The organism is Streptomyces sp. NPDC051364 (assembly GCF_040682115.1).
Taxonomy (GTDB): Bacteria; Actinomycetota; Actinomycetes; order Streptomycetales; family Streptomycetaceae; genus Streptomyces.
Window position 1 is genome coordinate 111,766 of sequence record NZ_JBFBAH010000013.1, and the last position, 15,259, is coordinate 127,024.

General features: G+C 70.9%; 13 protein-coding genes. 8 read left to right on the forward strand and 5 right to left on the reverse strand.

What is annotated here, in order from left to right:
• Positions 1-7 precede the first annotated feature (7 nt).
• Entirely contained in the window at positions 8-1,423 is a 1,416-nt protein-coding gene (sufB, locus tag AB0M76_RS25865) for a Fe-S cluster assembly protein SufB (protein ID WP_365955125.1), read from the reverse strand.
• Positions 1,420-2,163, reverse strand: a complete 744-nt coding sequence (locus tag AB0M76_RS25870) for an ArsR family transcriptional regulator (RefSeq protein WP_365955126.1) — start codon at positions 2,161-2,163, stop codon at positions 1,420-1,422. The genes sufB and AB0M76_RS25870 overlap by 4 nt, the downstream gene beginning before the upstream one ends.
• A 228-nt stretch (positions 2,164-2,391) precedes the next feature.
• On the opposite strand from AB0M76_RS25870, the gene AB0M76_RS25875 reads away from it, so the two are divergent.
• The 4 genes from AB0M76_RS25875 (at position 2,392) to AB0M76_RS25890 (ending at position 6,324) form a co-directional block, all read left to right on the forward strand.
• A complete protein-coding gene (locus AB0M76_RS25875; protein ID WP_266668198.1) occupies positions 2,392-3,318 on the forward strand; it encodes an ABC transporter ATP-binding protein in 927 nt (308 codons plus the stop codon).
• Complete coding sequence (locus AB0M76_RS25880) at positions 3,315-4,097, forward strand: ABC transporter permease (RefSeq protein ID WP_365955127.1); 783 nt, start codon at positions 3,315-3,317, stop codon at positions 4,095-4,097. The genes AB0M76_RS25875 and AB0M76_RS25880 overlap by 4 nt, the downstream gene beginning before the upstream one ends.
• 84 nt (positions 4,098-4,181) lie before the next feature.
• Positions 4,182-5,330, forward strand: a complete 1,149-nt coding sequence (locus AB0M76_RS25885) for a hypothetical protein (RefSeq protein WP_365955128.1) — start codon at positions 4,182-4,184, stop codon at positions 5,328-5,330.
• A 4-nt stretch (positions 5,331-5,334) separates the two neighbouring features.
• The gene (locus AB0M76_RS25890) at positions 5,335-6,324 is read left to right on the forward strand and encodes a COX15/CtaA family protein (protein ID WP_365955129.1); all 990 of its coding nucleotides are present in this window, start codon (positions 5,335-5,337) and stop codon (positions 6,322-6,324) included.
• Positions 6,325-6,400: 76 nt separating this feature from the next.
• Here the strand turns inward: AB0M76_RS25890 and AB0M76_RS25895 are convergent, their stop codons facing one another.
• From AB0M76_RS25895 to AB0M76_RS25905, 3 genes are all read right to left on the reverse strand, one after another.
• Positions 6,401-7,528 (reverse strand): amidohydrolase family protein, encoded by a 1,128-nt coding sequence (locus AB0M76_RS25895; RefSeq protein ID WP_365955130.1) that lies wholly within the window; start codon positions 7,526-7,528, stop codon positions 6,401-6,403.
• A gap of 149 nt (positions 7,529-7,677) precedes the next feature.
• Positions 7,678-8,022, reverse strand: coding sequence for a hypothetical protein (locus AB0M76_RS25900; RefSeq protein WP_365955131.1), 345 nt, complete (start codon positions 8,020-8,022; stop codon positions 7,678-7,680).
• A 39-nt stretch (positions 8,023-8,061) separates the two neighbouring features.
• Complete coding sequence (locus AB0M76_RS25905; protein ID WP_365955132.1) at positions 8,062-9,009, reverse strand: heme o synthase; 948 nt, start codon at positions 9,007-9,009, stop codon at positions 8,062-8,064.
• 256 nt (positions 9,010-9,265) lie between these two features.
• On the opposite strand from AB0M76_RS25905, the gene tkt reads away from it, so the two are divergent.
• The 4 genes from tkt to opcA are packed head-to-tail and all read left to right on the forward strand — an operon-like array spanning position 9,266 to position 15,087.
• A complete protein-coding gene (gene tkt, locus AB0M76_RS25910) occupies positions 9,266-11,353 on the forward strand; it encodes a transketolase (RefSeq protein ID WP_365955133.1) in 2,088 nt (695 codons plus the stop codon).
• Positions 11,354-11,387: 34 nt separating this feature from the next.
• Entirely contained in the window at positions 11,388-12,506 is a 1,119-nt protein-coding gene (gene tal / locus AB0M76_RS25915) for a transaldolase (RefSeq protein WP_365955134.1), read from the forward strand.
• Positions 12,507-12,517: 11 nt separating this feature from the next.
• Positions 12,518-14,038, forward strand: coding sequence for a glucose-6-phosphate dehydrogenase (gene zwf, locus AB0M76_RS25920; protein WP_365955195.1), 1,521 nt, complete (start codon positions 12,518-12,520; stop codon positions 14,036-14,038).
• Positions 14,035-15,087: a glucose-6-phosphate dehydrogenase assembly protein OpcA gene (opcA, locus tag AB0M76_RS25925; RefSeq protein ID WP_365955135.1), complete on the forward strand. Its 1,053-nt coding sequence runs from the start codon at positions 14,035-14,037 to the stop codon at positions 15,085-15,087. The genes zwf and opcA overlap by 4 nt, the downstream gene beginning before the upstream one ends.
• Positions 15,088-15,259: the final 172 nt, after the last annotated feature.

Consider the following 15,259-nt stretch of genomic DNA (forward strand, 5'->3'; position numbering starts at 1 on the left):
GCCGGGATTAACCGACCGAACCCTCCATCTGCAGCTCGATCAGCCGGTTGAGCTCCAGTGCGTACTCCATGGGCAGCTCGCGCGCGATGGGCTCGACGAAGCCGCGCACGATCATGGCCATGGCCTCGAACTCCGTCAGACCGCGGCTCATCAGGTAGAAGAGCTGGTCGTCGGAGACCTTGGAGACCGTGGCCTCGTGGCCCATGGAGACGTCGTCCTCGCGGACGTCCACGTACGGGTACGTGTCCGAGCGGGAGATGGTGTCGACCAGGAGCGCGTCGCAGAGCACGTTCGACTTGGAGCCGTGGGCACCCTCGCCGATCTCGACCAGGCCGCGGTACGAGGTGCGGCCGCCGCCTCGCGCCACCGACTTGGAGACGATGTTGGAGGAGGTGTTCGGCGCCATGTGGACCATCTTGGAGCCGGCGTCCTGGTGCTGGCCCTCGCCCGCAAAGGCGATGGACAGGGTCTCGCCCTTGGCGTGCTCGCCCATCAGGTAGACGGCCGGGTACTTCATGGTGACCTTGGAACCGATGTTGCCGTCGACCCACTCCATGGTCGCGCCCTCGTACGCCACGGCGCGCTTGGTGACCAGGTTGTAGACGTTGTTCGACCAGTTCTGGATGGTCGTGTAGCGGCAGCGGCCGCCCTTCTTCACGATGATCTCGACCACGGCGCTGTGCAGCGAGTCCGAGGAGTAGATCGGGGCGGTGCAGCCCTCGACGTAGTGGACGTACGCGTCCTCGTCGACGATGATCAGCGTCCGCTCGAACTGGCCCATGTTCTCCGTGTTGATACGGAAGTAGGCCTGGAGCGGGATGTCGACCTTGACGCCCTTGGGCACGTAGATGAACGAGCCGCCCGACCACACGGCGGTGTTCAGCGACGCGAACTTGTTGTCGCCGACCGGGATGACCGTGCCGAAGTACTCCTGGAAGAGCTCCGGGTGCTCCTTGAGCGCGGTGTCCGTGTCGAGGAAGATGACGCCCTGCTCCTCCAGGTCCTCGCGGATCTGGTGGTAGACGACCTCGGACTCGTACTGGGCCGCGACACCGGCGACGAGGCGCTGCTTCTCCGCCTCCGGGATGCCGAGCTTGTCGTACGTGTTCTTGATGTCCTCCGGCAGGTCCTCCCACGAAGCGGCCTGCTTCTCGGTCGAACGCACGAAGTACTTGATGTTGTCGAAGTCGATGCCGGAGAGGTCGGAGCCCCAGGTCGGCATGGGCTTCTTGCCGAAGAGCTTGAGGCCCTTGAGGCGGAGCTTCAGCATCCACTCCGGCTCGTTCTTCTTGGCCGAGATGTCGCGCACGACATCCTCGGACAGACCCCGCTTGGCAGCGGCGCCAGCCGCGTCGGAGTCGGCCCAGCCATATTCGTAGGTGCCCAGGCCATCGAGCTCAGGGTGAGCAGTCTCCGTGGTCATGCGGGGTTCCTCCCGGCCGTACTTGCAGATGCTGATGTGTCGGTCTGTGCGGTGCCCGCGCCTCGTGGGATGAACGTGGTGCACACCCCGTCGCCGTGGGCGATCGTGGCGAGGCGCTGCACATGCGTCCCGAGCAGGCGGGAGAAGACCTCGGTCTCCGCCTCGCAGAGCTGCGGGAACTGCTCGGCGACATGGGCGACCGGGCAGTGGTGCTGGCAGAGCTGTTCACCGCTGTGCGGACCGGGAGCGCTCTTCGCCGTAGCAGCGTACCCGTCGGCGGTCAACGCCTTGGCAAGGGCCTCGGTGCGCTCCGCGGGGGCGGCGGCGTCCAGGCTTTCCCGGTAGGTCTCGGCCTGTGCGTCCATCCGCGCCCTGGCGAAGGCGGCGACGGCCGCCTCCCCCTGCTCGCCTCCGCCGGCGGCCTGCGCGATCCAGCGCATTGCGTCCGCGGCGAGCGAGTCGTAGGACTGGTCGAACGCGTCGCGGCCGCAGTCGGTCAGCGCGAAGACCTTGGCGGGCCGGCCCCGGGTGCGCGTGCCGTAGACGCGCTGCTCACGGGGCTCGACCACGTCGTCGGCGACGAGCGTGTCGAGGTGGCGGCGGACGGCGGCCTGGGTGAGGCCGAGACGCGCAGCGAGGTCGGCGACGGTGGACGGACCGTGGTCCAGGATGGAGCGCGCGACCCGGTTGCGGGTTGACCGCTCCCCGGTAGCGAGTTCCCCCTGGGGGGTCTCGATCATCCGTTCGCCGTATTTCACAACGCCATTGTTGCGTAATTAGTCGAGCCCCGACAAGCCGTGACCGACGCCACTCCTGGTGGCCTCTATCACTAAGGGTTACCTAATCTATCCACGGAGAGTAAGGCTGCACCCCCTGCCACCTGCACGGAACCGACCTGCGGCCGCCCCGCGGCAGGCGGCCTCCCCCGCCGCCCGGGCCCCCTTCTCCGGCTCCGTAGACTCACCCGCATGAGCAATGACCCCGCCGTGGAGATCCGCGGACTGGTGAAGCGGTACGGTCCCAGAACCGCGGTGGACGGCCTGGACCTCACCGTCCGCAAGGCCTCGGTCACCGCCGTCCTCGGTCCCAACGGCGCGGGCAAGACGACCACCGTGGAGACCTGCGAGGGCTACCGCCGCCCCGACGCCGGCACCGTCCGCGTCCTCGGCCTCGACCCGGTCGCCCAGGCCGAGGCGCTGCGCCCGCGTATCGGTGTGATGCTCCAGTCCGGCGGGGTCTACTCCGGCGCCCGCGCCGTCGAGATGCTGCGCCACATGGCCAAGCTGTACGCCGACCCGCTCGACGTGGACGTCCTGGTGGAACGGCTCGGGCTGGGCGGCTGCGGCCGCACCGCCTACCGCCGCCTCTCCGGCGGCCAGCAGCAGCGCCTGGCCCTCGCCATGGCCGTGGTCGGCCGGCCCGAGCTCGTCTTCCTGGACGAGCCGACCGCGGGTCTGGACCCGCAGGCCCGCCGCGCGACCTGGGAGCTCGTACGGGAACTGCGCGCCGACGGGGTCTGCGTCGTCCTCACCACCCACCACATGGACGAGGCCGAGCAGCTCGCGGACGAGGTCGCCATCGTCGACGCGGGCCGGGTCATCGCCCACGGCAGCCCCGAGCAGCTGTGCCGCGGCGGCGCCGAGAACACCCTGCGCTTCACCGGCCGGCCCGCCCTCGACCTCGGCTCGCTGCTGAAGGCGCTGCCCGACGGCACCGAGGCCGCCGAGCTCAGCGCGGGCGTCTACCGGGTCACCGGCGACGTGGACCCGCAGCTGCTGGCCACCGTCGCCTCCTGGTGCGCGCAGCACGGGGTGATGCCGAACAGCCTCTCGGTGGAGCGGCACACCCTCGAGGACGTCTTCCTGGAACTGACCGGTAAGGAGCTGCGCGCATGAGCGCCGGTACGTTCGCCCCCAACCCGGGGGCCGCGCCCGTGTCCCGCATGATCCTGGCGCAGACGGCGCTGGAGACGCGGATGCTGCTGCGCAACGGGGAGCAGCTGCTGCTGACCGTGATCATCCCGGCGCTGTTGCTGGTGCTGTTCTCCGCCGTCGACATCGTGACTGTGCCCATTCAAGAGGGGGGCGCGGAGAAGTCGGTGGACTTCCTCGCGCCCGGCATCCTGGCGCTGGCCGTGATGTCCACCGCCTTCACCGGCCAGGCCATCGCCACCGGCTTCGACCGCCGCTACGGGGTGCTCAAGCGGCTCGGCGCCTCGCCGCTGCCGCGGTGGGCGCTGATGGCCTCGAAGACCCTGTCCGTGCTGGTCACCGAGGTGCTGCAGATCGCGCTGCTGACGGTGATCGCCTTCGCGCTGGGCTGGTCCCCGCACGGCAACCCCCTCGCCGTCGCCGCACTGGTCCTGCTCGGCACGGCCGCCTTCTCCGGGCTCGGGCTGCTGATGGCGGGCACCCTGAAGGCCGAGGCCACGCTGGCCGCCGCCAACCTGGTGTTCCTGCTGCTGCTGGTCGGCGGCGGGGTGATCGTGCCGATGGAGAAGTTCCCCGGCGCCGTGCAGTCCGTACTCGGCCTGCTGCCGATCTCGGCGCTGTCCGACGGGCTGCGCGAGGTGCTCCAGCACGGGGCCGCGCTGCCCTGGGGGGACGCGGCCGTGCTCGCCGCCTGGGCCGTGCTCGGGCTCGGCGCCGCCGCGAAGCTGTTCCGCTGGGAGTGAATCCCTGCCCCCGTACGTTGGCCTGGCAGGAGGATGGGCGCCGCCCCGCGGGGGTGGTGCACACCAGGACGCCGGGGGGCGGGCATGGCGCAGCGGGAAGATGTTCTACGGCTGGACGCTCGATGGGCACGGATCCGGTCGGGGGCCGCACGGGCGGCGCCCGCGGAGGCCGAGGCGCTGCTGACGGAGCTGATCGGCGCACTGCGCGAACCGGCGCGGACCGATCCGGAGTGCGCGGCGCGGCTCGGCCTTCGCCTCGGTGACCTGGCGGCCCGCCGGTTCGCCGGCGGCGACCGGGCCGGGGCCCTGGCGGCCGTCGAGGAGGGGCTGCGGTCCGCGCAGCAGGCGGCGGGGCACGCCCCGGAGTACGCCCGCTGGTACGCCCGGGGCCTGATCAACCAGGGGGTCTGGCTGTCCTGGCCGCTGAGCGACGGGGAGCGGCTGCCCCGCTATCCGCTCGGCCCGGCGGCCGAGACCGGCCCGAGCGTCATGGATCGGGCGGCGGGCGAGCGCGCCCGGGACCTGACCCGGGCGGCGGTCGAGGTCTGGGCGGGCCTGGACCAGCACGATCCGGTCAACCGGCGCGGCCTCGCGCAGGCCAAGGTGTTCCTCGGGGACCGTCTCGCGGAGCTGGGCTCCGCCGAGGAGGCGGTGGCGTGGGCGGTAGACGCGGAGGGCGGTTTCCGCCAACTGCTGCTCGCGGACCCCGGTTCGGAGGAGGCCCAGGAGGCTGAGGAGGCCCTCGACCACATCGGCCGCCAGCTGGAACTGCGCCTGCGCTTCCTGTCCTTCGACTCCGTGGTGAACCTGCGCGCACGGGGCCTGCTGCCCGAACCCCTGCTGCCGCGGGCCGTGGTGGCGGCCAGGATCCACGGGGTGGCCGAACCCGAGATCGCGACCCGGCTGCACCTCGGCGCCGAACAGGTGCGCACGATGCTGGAGGTCACGCCCTGGCGCGCGGTGTGGCTCTTCGAGGTGCGCGGTCCTGACGGGCTGTGGAACGTACAGGAACATCTGTGGCGTAGCGGGGCAGAAGTAAGAAACAGGACAGCCGAAGACGTAGGCACCGAATTGGTGCACGGGTTCACGGGTTCCGCGGACTACCCCGGCGACGGCGCCCATTGGCGCGTACGCGTCTGGTGGCACGAGGAAGGCGACCCCGCCGGGGCCCGGTTCCGGCTGGTCGTCGGGCCCGATGCGGCCACGGGCAGGCCGGCGGGGACCCCCTCGTGAAAGTTTGCACAAGGCTCCGCGTACGATAAGGGCCGTGTTGACCCCTCTCGCTTACATCGCAGGCCGCTGGACTCCGTCACCCCGGATCGTCCGGCAGGCCGCGTTCGCCGCGCTCGTCATGAGCGTGCTCATCGTCGTCACCGGCGGTGCGGTGCGGCTGACCGGATCCGGTCTCGGCTGCGACACCTGGCCCAAGTGCACCGACGACAGCCTGATCGTGACCCAGGCGCAGGGCTTCCACGGGGCCATCGAGTTCGGCAACCGCATGCTGACGTACGTGCTCAGCGCGGCCGTCGGCTGGTGCATCATCGCGGCCCGCTCGGCCAAGCCGTGGCGCCGTTCGCTGACGAAGCTCGGCTGGCTCCAGTTCTACATCGTGATGGGCAACGCGGTCCTCGGCGGCATCACCGTCCTGACGGGGCTCAACCCGTACAGCGTGGCCGGGCACTTCCTGCTCGCCACCTCCCTGATCACCGTCACGACGGTCACCTGGCAGCGCAGCCGCGAGGGCGACGGCGCTCCCCGGCCGCGCGTGCCCGGTCCCGTGCGCAAGCTCTCGTGGGCGCTGATCGCGACCACACTGGTGCTGATCGCCGCGGGCACGGTGGTCACCGGTTCCGGTCCGCACGCGGGCGACCGCAGCGAGATCAAGCGGATGCCGTTCGACTGGGCGGCCACCGCCCACGTCCACGCGATCTCCGCCTGGGTGGTGTGCGCGCTCGCCGTGGCCATGTGGCTGGTGCTGCGCGTGGTCGACGCGCCGGCCGACACCCGGGCGCGCGCCCGTGACCTGCTGATCGTGCTGCTCGCCCAGGGCGGCATCGGCTACGTCCAGTACTTCACCCACGTGCCCGAGGCCCTGGTCGCCGCCCACATGCTCGGCTCCTGCCTGGTGTGGATCGCCGTGGTCCGCATGGCGCTGAGCCTGCGGGAGCGGCCCGCGGCGCAGGCGGAGATCCCGGCTCAGGCCGACCCGCAGCTCTCCTCCGTCTGAGCCACGGGGGCCGCCCGGGCGCCGGCCCGGGCGGGCTCGCGGACTCTCGGACTCAGGGGCCTCCCGGGCTGCCGCTTCACCCGCGCTCGTCCAGCCGGTAGACGCGCCGGGCATTGCCCGCCGCGATCATGGCCGCCACCCGCTCGGCGTCCCGCCAGGACCAGGCGCCCTCCCCGACCCAGCCGCCCAGCACCCGGCCCAGCGCCTCCCGGAACACCAGGGCGCCCACCGCGTGCAGTTCGGGCAGCCGGCGCCCGCCGCTGGAGAACAGCAGCTTGCCGAAGGGGGCGAGCTCGAGCACCTCGGCCAGCACCCCCGCCGCCCGCGGCCCGCTCTGCCAGAGCGCCGCGCCGAGATCGGCGTGGACGTGCGGGAAGGCCGCCGCCAGCTGGGCGGCGTGCCGGTGGTACGGGTATCCGCCGAGCAGCACCAGCCGGGTCCCCAGCCCCGCGGTGGCCCGTACGAACTCCGTCAGCAGCGCCGGATCGGCCTGCTCCGGCCGCTGCCCCGGCTCCCCCGCGCCCGCCCCGGTGTGCAGCTGGAGCGGCAGCCCGGTCGCCACCGCGCTCCACAGCAGGTGCCGCAGGAGAACGGGGTCCCGGACGGCACCGCCCTTGGAGCGCCGGGCCAGCCACCGCCCGGCCGCCCCGTGCACCTCGCCCGGACCGGGCGGCTCGGGGGCGCGGCCGAGGACCGCGGGATACCCCGCGTCCGCACCGCACGTGAAGGCCACGGCCGCCGCGGCGGCGTGGTGGACGGCCTCGGCGAGGTTGGCGAGGAAGGCGGGGACCGTGCCGGAGGTGTCGGCGACCTGCTCTGCCAGCAGCTCCAGCCGTACGACCTCGAAGGCGTCGGCGTCCCCCGTGAGCGCCAGCTCCTTGGGGCCGGTGAGGTCCCCGGGCGCTCCGGTGTCGACCAGATAGGCGGCGACGCCGGAGCCGCGCAGCAGCCTGCGCCCGGATTCGACCATGCCGAGCTCGCGCCGCCGGGCCAGGTACCGGGCGGGGGCGCAGTGCGGCTCCAGCCCGAGCAGCGGCGGGCACCAGCGGCGCACCGCGAAACCGGTCTGGGTGTCGAAGAAGGTGGTCCCGGCGGCGGGCGGGCCGGCCGAGCGGATCAGCTGGGCCTCGAAGGTGCCGAGGCCCAGCTCCGTGCGGAGCACTCCGTGGCAGTACTGGTCCACCAGGGGCGGCGTTTCGATCATCCGGGCATCCCGTTGCGGACGTGAGGAAGGGGCTTCCACACGTCCTAACGGGTGAGCGGGGTGTGAGGTGTTGCTCGCGCTGTTGACCGAGCGGCCACCGAAGGGGCGAAGCCCCCGCCGGAGCACGACACCGTCAGGGCGTCAGGGCGTCAGGCCGCCGGGTTCGCCGCCCCGCCGAGCTGGATGCCGGCCATCCGCGACCACTCGTACGGGCCCGTCTTCACACGCGCGGCGAACTCGCCGTCGAACTCCTCGTGGAGGGTCAGGCCGGCCTTCTCGGCGGCCAGCTGCGCCACCGCGTAGGTCGGGGCCACCAGGTCGCCCCAGCCACCGTCCGTGCCGACGAGGACGATCCGGGTACCGGCCTGGCCCATGTGCGCGATCTGGCCCTCGGCGCCGCCGTGCTCCTTGGCGAACGCGCCGATCTGCTTGGCCAGCTTCGCGGCCTTCCGGTCCTGCTTCTTGTCTGCGGTGTCCGCGGTGGTGTCTGCCATGGACAGCATGCTACCGGCGGGTAATCATCGGAGGAAGCGTCAGCGGAGGAAGGGATCCACGGCCACGGCGACGAAGAGCAGCGACACGTACGTGATGGACCAGTGGAACAGGCGCATCTCCTTGAGCTTCGCGCCCGTCATGCCGGCCTTGGCCCGTGCGTGCAGCGCGTGCGCCTCCCACAGCCACCAGCCGCCCGCCGTCAGTGCGACCGCGGTGTAGAACCAGCCGGTGTACCCCAGCGGGGTCAGCAGCAGCGAGACCGCCACCATCACCCAGCTGTAGAGGACGATCTGACGCGCCACGACCTGGTTGCCCGCCACGACCGGCAGCATCGGCACGCCGACGCGCGCGTAGTCCTCCTTCACCTTCATGGACAGCGGCCAGTAGTGCGGCGGCGTCCAGAAGAAGATGACCAGGAAGAGGATGACGGCGGCCCAGGAGACCTCGTTCTTGACGGCGGACCAGCCGATGAGCACCGGCATGCAGCCCGCGATGCCGCCCCAGACGATGTTCTGCGCGGTGCGCCGCTTCAGCAGCATCGTGTAGACGACGACGTAGAAGAGGAGCGCTCCGAGCGCGAGCGCCGCCGACAGCCAGTTGACGAGCAGCCCGAAGAACAGGGTGGAGACCACGCCGAGGGTGATGCCGAAGGCCAGGCACTCGCGCGGGCTGACCATGCCGGTCACCAGCGGACGCTGCGAGGTCCGGTCCATCAGCGCGTCGATGTCGCGGTCGATGTACATGTTCAGCGCGTTGGCGCCGCCCGCGGACAAGTAGCCGCCGAAGCAGGTCGCGAGGACCAGCCACAGCGACGGCACGCCCTGCTCGGCAAGGAACATCACCGGCACTGTGGTGATCAGCAGAAGTTCGATGATCCGCGGCTTGGTCAAAGCCACGAAAGCCATGACGCGGGCCCCGAACGGCCGGTGACCGGGGCTCGTCCCGAGCACCCCCGCTGGACGGGATTCGACGGCCGTCACGCACACCCCTGACAGAGAAAACCAGGCAAGCTCCGGACATAAAGGTCCGCTGAAGGCTCGCACGTACCACGCCACTCTAGACGTTGCACTTACGTCGCCCTGCGCGGGGGTCGACTCGTGTTGGTCCGATCGGCCCGCCGACGTTGTGACGGACTGCGGGCACTCGAATAGCTGCACGCCGTCACGGGGGTAGGCTCGGAATCGCCCCGGTGCACCGTTCGTCGCCGGGTAACAGACATGTGGAGAGGAGCCCTGACCCACGGTGAGCACCAAGCCGACGACCACAGAGCTCGACTGGACCGATCTCGACCAGCGGGCCGTCGACACCGCCCGCATCCTGGCCGCCGACGCGGTCCAGAAGGTCGGTAACGGCCACCCCGGTACGGCGATGAGCCTGGCCCCCGCCGCATACACCCTCTTCCAGAAGGTGATGCGGCACGACCCGGCCGATCCCGAGTGGGTCGGCCGCGACCGTTTCGTGCTTTCCGCAGGGCACTCGTCCCTCACTCTGTACACCCAGCTCTACCTGGGCGGCTTCGGCCTGGAGCTGGCCGACCTCGAGGCGTTCCGCACCTGGGGTTCCAAGACCCCCGGCCACCCGGAGTACGGCCACACGGCCGGCGTCGAGACCACCACCGGCCCGCTCGGCCAGGGCATCGCCAACGCGGTGGGCATGGCCATGGCCGCCCGCTACGAGCGCGGCCTGTTCGACCCGGAGGCCCCCCAGGGCGCCTCCCCGTTCGACCACATGGTCTACGCGATCGCGGGCGACGGCTGCCTCCAGGAGGGCATCTCCCACGAGGCGTCCGCCCTGGCCGGCCACCAGAAGCTCGGCAACCTGGTGCTGCTGTGGGACGACAACCACATCTCCATCGAGGGTGACACCGAGACGGCCGTCTCCGAGGACACCCTGGGGCGCTACGAGGCGTACGGCTGGCACGTCCAGCGCGTGGCGCAGCAGCCGAACGGCGACCTCGACCCGAAGGCGCTGTTCGAGGCCCTGGCCGCGGCCAAGGCCGAGACCGGGCGCCCCTCCTTCATCGCGATGCGCTCGATCATCGCCTGGCCGGCCCCGCACGCCCAGGGCACCGAGGCCTCGCACGGCTCGGCCCTCGGCAACGACGAGGTGGCCGCCACCAAGCGCGTCCTCGGCTTCGACCCGGAGAAGTCCTTCGACGTCTCCGACGAGGTCCTCGCGCACACCCGCAAGGCGCTGGACCGCGGCCGCGAGGCCAAGGCCGCCTGGGAGAAGGACTTCTCCGCCTGGCGCACCGCCAACGCGGAGCGCGCCGCCGAGTTCGACCGCATCAACGCCAACGAGCTGCCCGCGGGCTGGGAGGACAAGCTCCCCGTCTTCGAGACCGGCAAGGGCACCGCCACCCGCGCGGCCTCCGGCAAGGTGCTCGAGTCGCTCGGCGCGGTCATCCCGGAGCTGTGGGGCGGCTCGGCCGACCTGGCCGGCTCCAACAACACCACGATCGACAAGCACTCGTCCTTCCTCCCGAAGGGCAACCCGCTGCCGGAGGCCGACCCGTACGGCCGCACCGTCCACTACGGCATCCGCGAGCACGCCATGGCCGCGACCATGAACGGCATCGCGCTGCACGGCCACACCCGTATCTACGGCGGCACCTTCCTGGTGTTCTCCGACTACATGCGCAACGCCGTGCGCCTGTCCGCGCTGATGCACGTGCCGGTGACGTACGTGTGGACGCACGACTCCATCGGCCTGGGCGAGGACGGCCCGACCCACCAGCCGGTCGAGCACCTCGCCTCGCTGCGCGCCATCCCGGGCCTGAACGTGGTCCGCCCGGCCGACGCGAACGAGACCGTCATCGCCTGGCGCGAGATCCTGCGCCGCCACACCAAGGTGTTCGGCAAGGGCGCCCCGCACGGTCTGGCGCTGACCCGTCAGGGCGTGCCGACGTACGAGCGCAACGAGGACGCCGCCAAGGGCGGGTACGTGCTCTTCGAGGCCGAAGGCGGCGACGCCCAGGTCGTCCTCATCGGCACCGGCTCCGAGGTCCAGCTCGCCGTCGCCGCGCGCGAGGCGCTGCAGGCCGAGGGCATCCCGGCCCGCGTGGTCTCGATGCCGTCCGTCGAGTGGTTCGAGGAGCAGGACCAGGCGTACAAGGACAGCGTCCTGCCGGCTTCCGTCAAGGCGCGCGTCGCGGTCGAGGCCGGGATCGGCCTGACCTGGCACCGCTACGTCGGCGACGCAGGCCGGATCGTCTCGCTGGAGCACTTCGGTGCCTCCGCCGACGCCAAGGTGCTCTTCCGCGAGTTCGGCTTCACCCCCGAGGCCGTGGCCGCCGCCGCCAAGGACTCCATCGCCGCCGCCGCGCGCTGACGCCCGTACAAGACCAGTAGGAGATGCAATTCCCATGACAGACGCACTCAAGCGCCTCTCCGACGAGGGCGTGGCGATCTGGCTGGACGACCTGTCCCGCAAGCGGATCACGTCCGGCAACCTGGCCGAGCTCATCGACCAGTCGCACGTGGTCGGTGTCACCACCAACCCGTCGATCTTCCAGAAGGCGATCAGCAGCGGCGACGGCTACGAGCAGCAGCTCGCCGACCTCGCCGCCCGCAAGGTCACCGTCGACGAGGCCATCCGCATGATCACGACGGCGGACGTCCGCGACGCCGCCGACATCCTGCGCCCGGTCTACGACCGCACCGACGGCCAGGACGGCCGGGTCTCCATCGAGGTCGACCCCCGGCTGGCCCACAACACCACGGCGACGATCGCCGAGGCCAAGCAGCTCGCCTGGCTGGTGGACCGCCCGAACACGCTGATCAAGATCCCGGCGACCAAGGCCGGCCTGCCGGCGATCACCGCGGTCATCGGCAAGGGCATCAGCGTCAACGTCACGCTGATCTTCTCGCTGGAGCGCTACCGCGAGGTCATGGACGCGTACCTGGCGGGTCTGGAGAAGGCCAAGGCCGCGGGCCTGGACCTCTCCCTGATCCACTCGGTCGCCTCCTTCTTCGTGTCCCGCGTGGACAGCGAGATCGACAAGCGCCTGGACGCCGTCGGCTCCGACGAGGCGAAGGCCCTGAAGGGCAAGGCGGCCCTCGCCAATGCCCGTCTGGCCTACGAGGCCTACGAGGAAGTGTTCTCCTCCGACCGGTGGAACGCCCTGGAGCGTGTCGGCGCCAACAAGCAGCGTGCGCTGTGGGCCTCGACGGGCGTCAAGGACCCTGCGTACAAGGACACCCTGTACGTGGACGACCTGGTCGCCCCGAACACGGTGAACACCATGCCGGAGGCCACCCTGGAGGCCACCGCCGACCACGGTCAGATCACGGGTGACACCGTGCGCGCCACGTACGACCAGTCCCGCGCCGAGCTCGATGCGATCGCGAAGCTGGGCATCTCGTACGACGATGTGGTGCAGCTGCTCGAGGACGAGGGCGTCGAGAAGTTCGAGGCGTCCTGGAACGACCTGCTGAAGTCCACCGAGGCGGAGCTCGAGCGCCTCGCCCCCACGGAGGTCTGAGCACTTTGACTGTGAACGGAGCGAACCCGCTTCGTGACGCACAGGACCGGCGGCTCCCGCGCATCGCGGGGCCGTCCGGCCTGGTCATTTTCGGCGTTACGGGTGACCTGTCGCGCAAGAAGCTGATGCCGGCCATCTACGACCTGGCGAACCGGGGGCTGCTGCCGCCGGGCTTCTCGCTGATCGGTTTCGCCCGGCGTGAATGGGAGCACGAGGACTTCGCCCACGAGGTGTACGAGGCCGTCAAGGAGCACTCGCGCACGCCCTTCCGGGAGGAAGTCTGGCAGCAGCTGGTGCAGGGCTGCCGGTTCGTGCAGGGCGACTTCGACGACGACGCGGCGTTCGAGACGCTGAAGTCGACGATCGACGAGCTCGACAAGGCGCAGGGTACGGGCGGCAACTTCGCCTTCTACCTGTCCGTGCCGCCGAAGTTCTTCCCGAAGGTCGTCCAGCAGCTCAAGAACCACGGGCTGGCGCAGAAGGAGGGCTCCTGGCGGCGTGCCGTCATCGAGAAGCCCTTCGGGCACGACCTGAAGAGCGCGGAGGAGCTCAACAAGGTCGTCCACGAGGTCTTCCCGCGGGACGAGGTCTTCCGGATCGACCACTACCTCGGCAAGGAGACCGTCCAGAACATCCTGGCGCTCCGCTTCGCCAACACGATGTTCGAGCCGATCTGGAACCGGTCGTACGTCGACCACGTGCAGATCACCATGGCCGAGGACATCGGCATCGGCGGCCGGGCCGGGTACTACGACGGTATCGGCGCCGCCCGTGACGTCATCCAGAACCACCTGCTCCAGCTGCTCGCGCTGACCGCGATGGAGGAGCCCGGCTCCTTCCACCCCAAGGCGCTGGTGGCGGAGAAGCTCAAGGTCCTCACGGCCGTCGAGCTCCCCGAGGACCTGGGCAAGCACACCGTGCGCGGCCAGTACTCGGCGGCGTGGCAGGGTGGCGAGAAGGTCGTCGGGTACCTCGAAGAGGACGGCATCGACCCCCAGTCGAAGACCGACACCTACGCGGCCATCCGCCTGGAGATCAACAACCGCCGCTGGGCGGGCGTCCCGTTCTACCTGCGGACCGGCAAGCGCCTGGGCCGCCGGGTGACCGAGATCGCGGTGGTCTTCAAGCGGGCTCCGTACCTGCCGTTCGAGTCGGGCGCGACCGAGGAGCTGGGGCAGAACGCCCTGGTCATTCGGGTCCAGCCGGACGAAGGCGTGACGGTGCGCTTCGGCTCCAAGGTTCCGGGCACCTCCATGGAGGTGCGGGACGTCACGATGGACTTCGCGTACGGCGAGTCCTTCACGGAGTCGAGCCCCGAGGCGTACGAGCGGCTGATCCTCGATGTCCTGCTGGGTGACGCGAACCTCTTCCCGCGCCACCAGGAGGTCGAGCTGTCCTGGAACATCCTCGACCCGATCGAGGAGTACTGGGACAAGCACGGCAAGCCCGCGCAGTACCCGGCGGGGACCTGGGGGCCGGTCGAGGCGGACGAGATGCTCGCACGAGACGGACGGAGCTGGCGCCGGCCATGAAGATCGACCTCACGGAGACCACCTCCAGCAAGATCAACGCCGCGTTGGTGCAGGCGCGCCGGGACATCGGCACGCCTGCCATCGGCATGGTCCTCACGCTGGTGATCGTGACCGACGAAGAGAACGCGTACGACGCGCTCAAGTCGGCGAACGACGCGTCCCACGAACACCCTTCGCGGATCGTCGTCGTCATCAAGCGGGTCAGCCGCTCGCCGCGCAGCCGCCGCGACGCCCGTCTCGACGCGGAAGTCCGCGTCGGGGCGGACTCGGGCACCGGCGAGACCGTGGTGCTCCGCCTTCACGGTGAACTGGTCCACCACGCCCAGTCGGTGGTTCTCCCGCTCCTGCTGCCGGACGCGCCCGTCGTGGTCTGGTGGCCGGACGGTGCCCCGTCGGACCTGGCGGGCGACCCGCTGGGTGCGCTCGGGCAGCGCCGGATCACGGACACGTACGCCTGCGAGAACCCGCTGCAGGCGCTCGGGGAGCGGGCTGCGGCCTACGCCCCGGGTGACACGGACCTGTCCTGGACCCGGATCACGCCGTGGCGGTCGATGCTGGCCGCCGCGCTGGACCAGCAGGCTCTGAAGGTCACCTCGGCGGCCGTCGAGGGCGAGGACGAGAACCCGAGCTGCGAGCTGCTGGCCATGTGGCTGGCGGACCGCCTCCAGGTGCCCGTCAAGCGGACCCACTCGCAGGGCCCCGGCCTGACCTCGGTCCGGCTGGAGACCAAGGACGGCGACATCGTCCTGGACCGGGCCGATGGCTCGCTGGCCACGCTGTGCATGCCGGGGCAGCCCGACCGTGCGGTGGCGCTCAAGCGCCGCGAAACGGCCGAGCTGCTGGCGGAGGAGCTGCGCCGGCTCGACCCGGACAACACCTACGAGGCCTCGCTGAAGTTCGGCGTGGCCAAACTGGCCGCCGAGGCCCCGGCATCGGCCCCGGCTCCGGCCAAGGCCGCGGCCTCGGACTCCCCCGAGACCGTGACCGGCCCGAAGGCCGACGCCGCGAAGCCGACGGCCAAGCCCACGAAGAAGGCCTCGGCCAAGTAGCCGTACCCGCTGCGCGGGGCTCTCTCCCCACCCCGCCCTTCTCCCTCCCCAAGACTCCGTCCGGGGGAGGTCCGGGGGCGGAGCCCCCGATTTCGGGAAGGGGCGGGGTGGGGAAAGCCCCGCGCAGCGGAACCCGCGCCCAAACCCACCGCACAACCGACAAGGCGGCAGC

Bases quoted from the DNA above. Each gene is read 5' to 3' on its own strand.
- AB0M76_RS25900 (WP_365955131.1), bottom strand. From the start codon at position 8,022: ATGGCAGACACCACCGCGGACACCGCAGACAAGAAGCAGGACCGGAAG.
- sufB (WP_365955125.1), bottom strand. From the start codon at position 1,423: ATGACCACGGAGACTGCTCACCCTGAGCTCGATGGCCTGGGCACCTAC.
- AB0M76_RS25880 (WP_365955127.1), top strand. From the start codon at position 3,315: ATGAGCGCCGGTACGTTCGCCCCCAACCCGGGGGCCGCGCCCGTGTCC.
- AB0M76_RS25875 (WP_266668198.1), top strand. From the start codon at position 2,392: ATGAGCAATGACCCCGCCGTGGAGATCCGCGGACTGGTGAAGCGGTAC.
- AB0M76_RS25895 (WP_365955130.1), bottom strand. From the start codon at position 7,528: ATGATCGAAACGCCGCCCCTGGTGGACCAGTACTGCCACGGAGTGCTC.
- opcA (WP_365955135.1), top strand. From the start codon at position 14,035: ATGAAGATCGACCTCACGGAGACCACCTCCAGCAAGATCAACGCCGCG.
- AB0M76_RS25870 (WP_365955126.1), bottom strand. From the start codon at position 2,163: ATGATCGAGACCCCCCAGGGGGAACTCGCTACCGGGGAGCGGTCAACC.
- AB0M76_RS25885 (WP_365955128.1), top strand. From the start codon at position 4,182: ATGGCGCAGCGGGAAGATGTTCTACGGCTGGACGCTCGATGGGCACGG.
- tal (WP_365955134.1), top strand. From the start codon at position 11,388: ATGACAGACGCACTCAAGCGCCTCTCCGACGAGGGCGTGGCGATCTGG.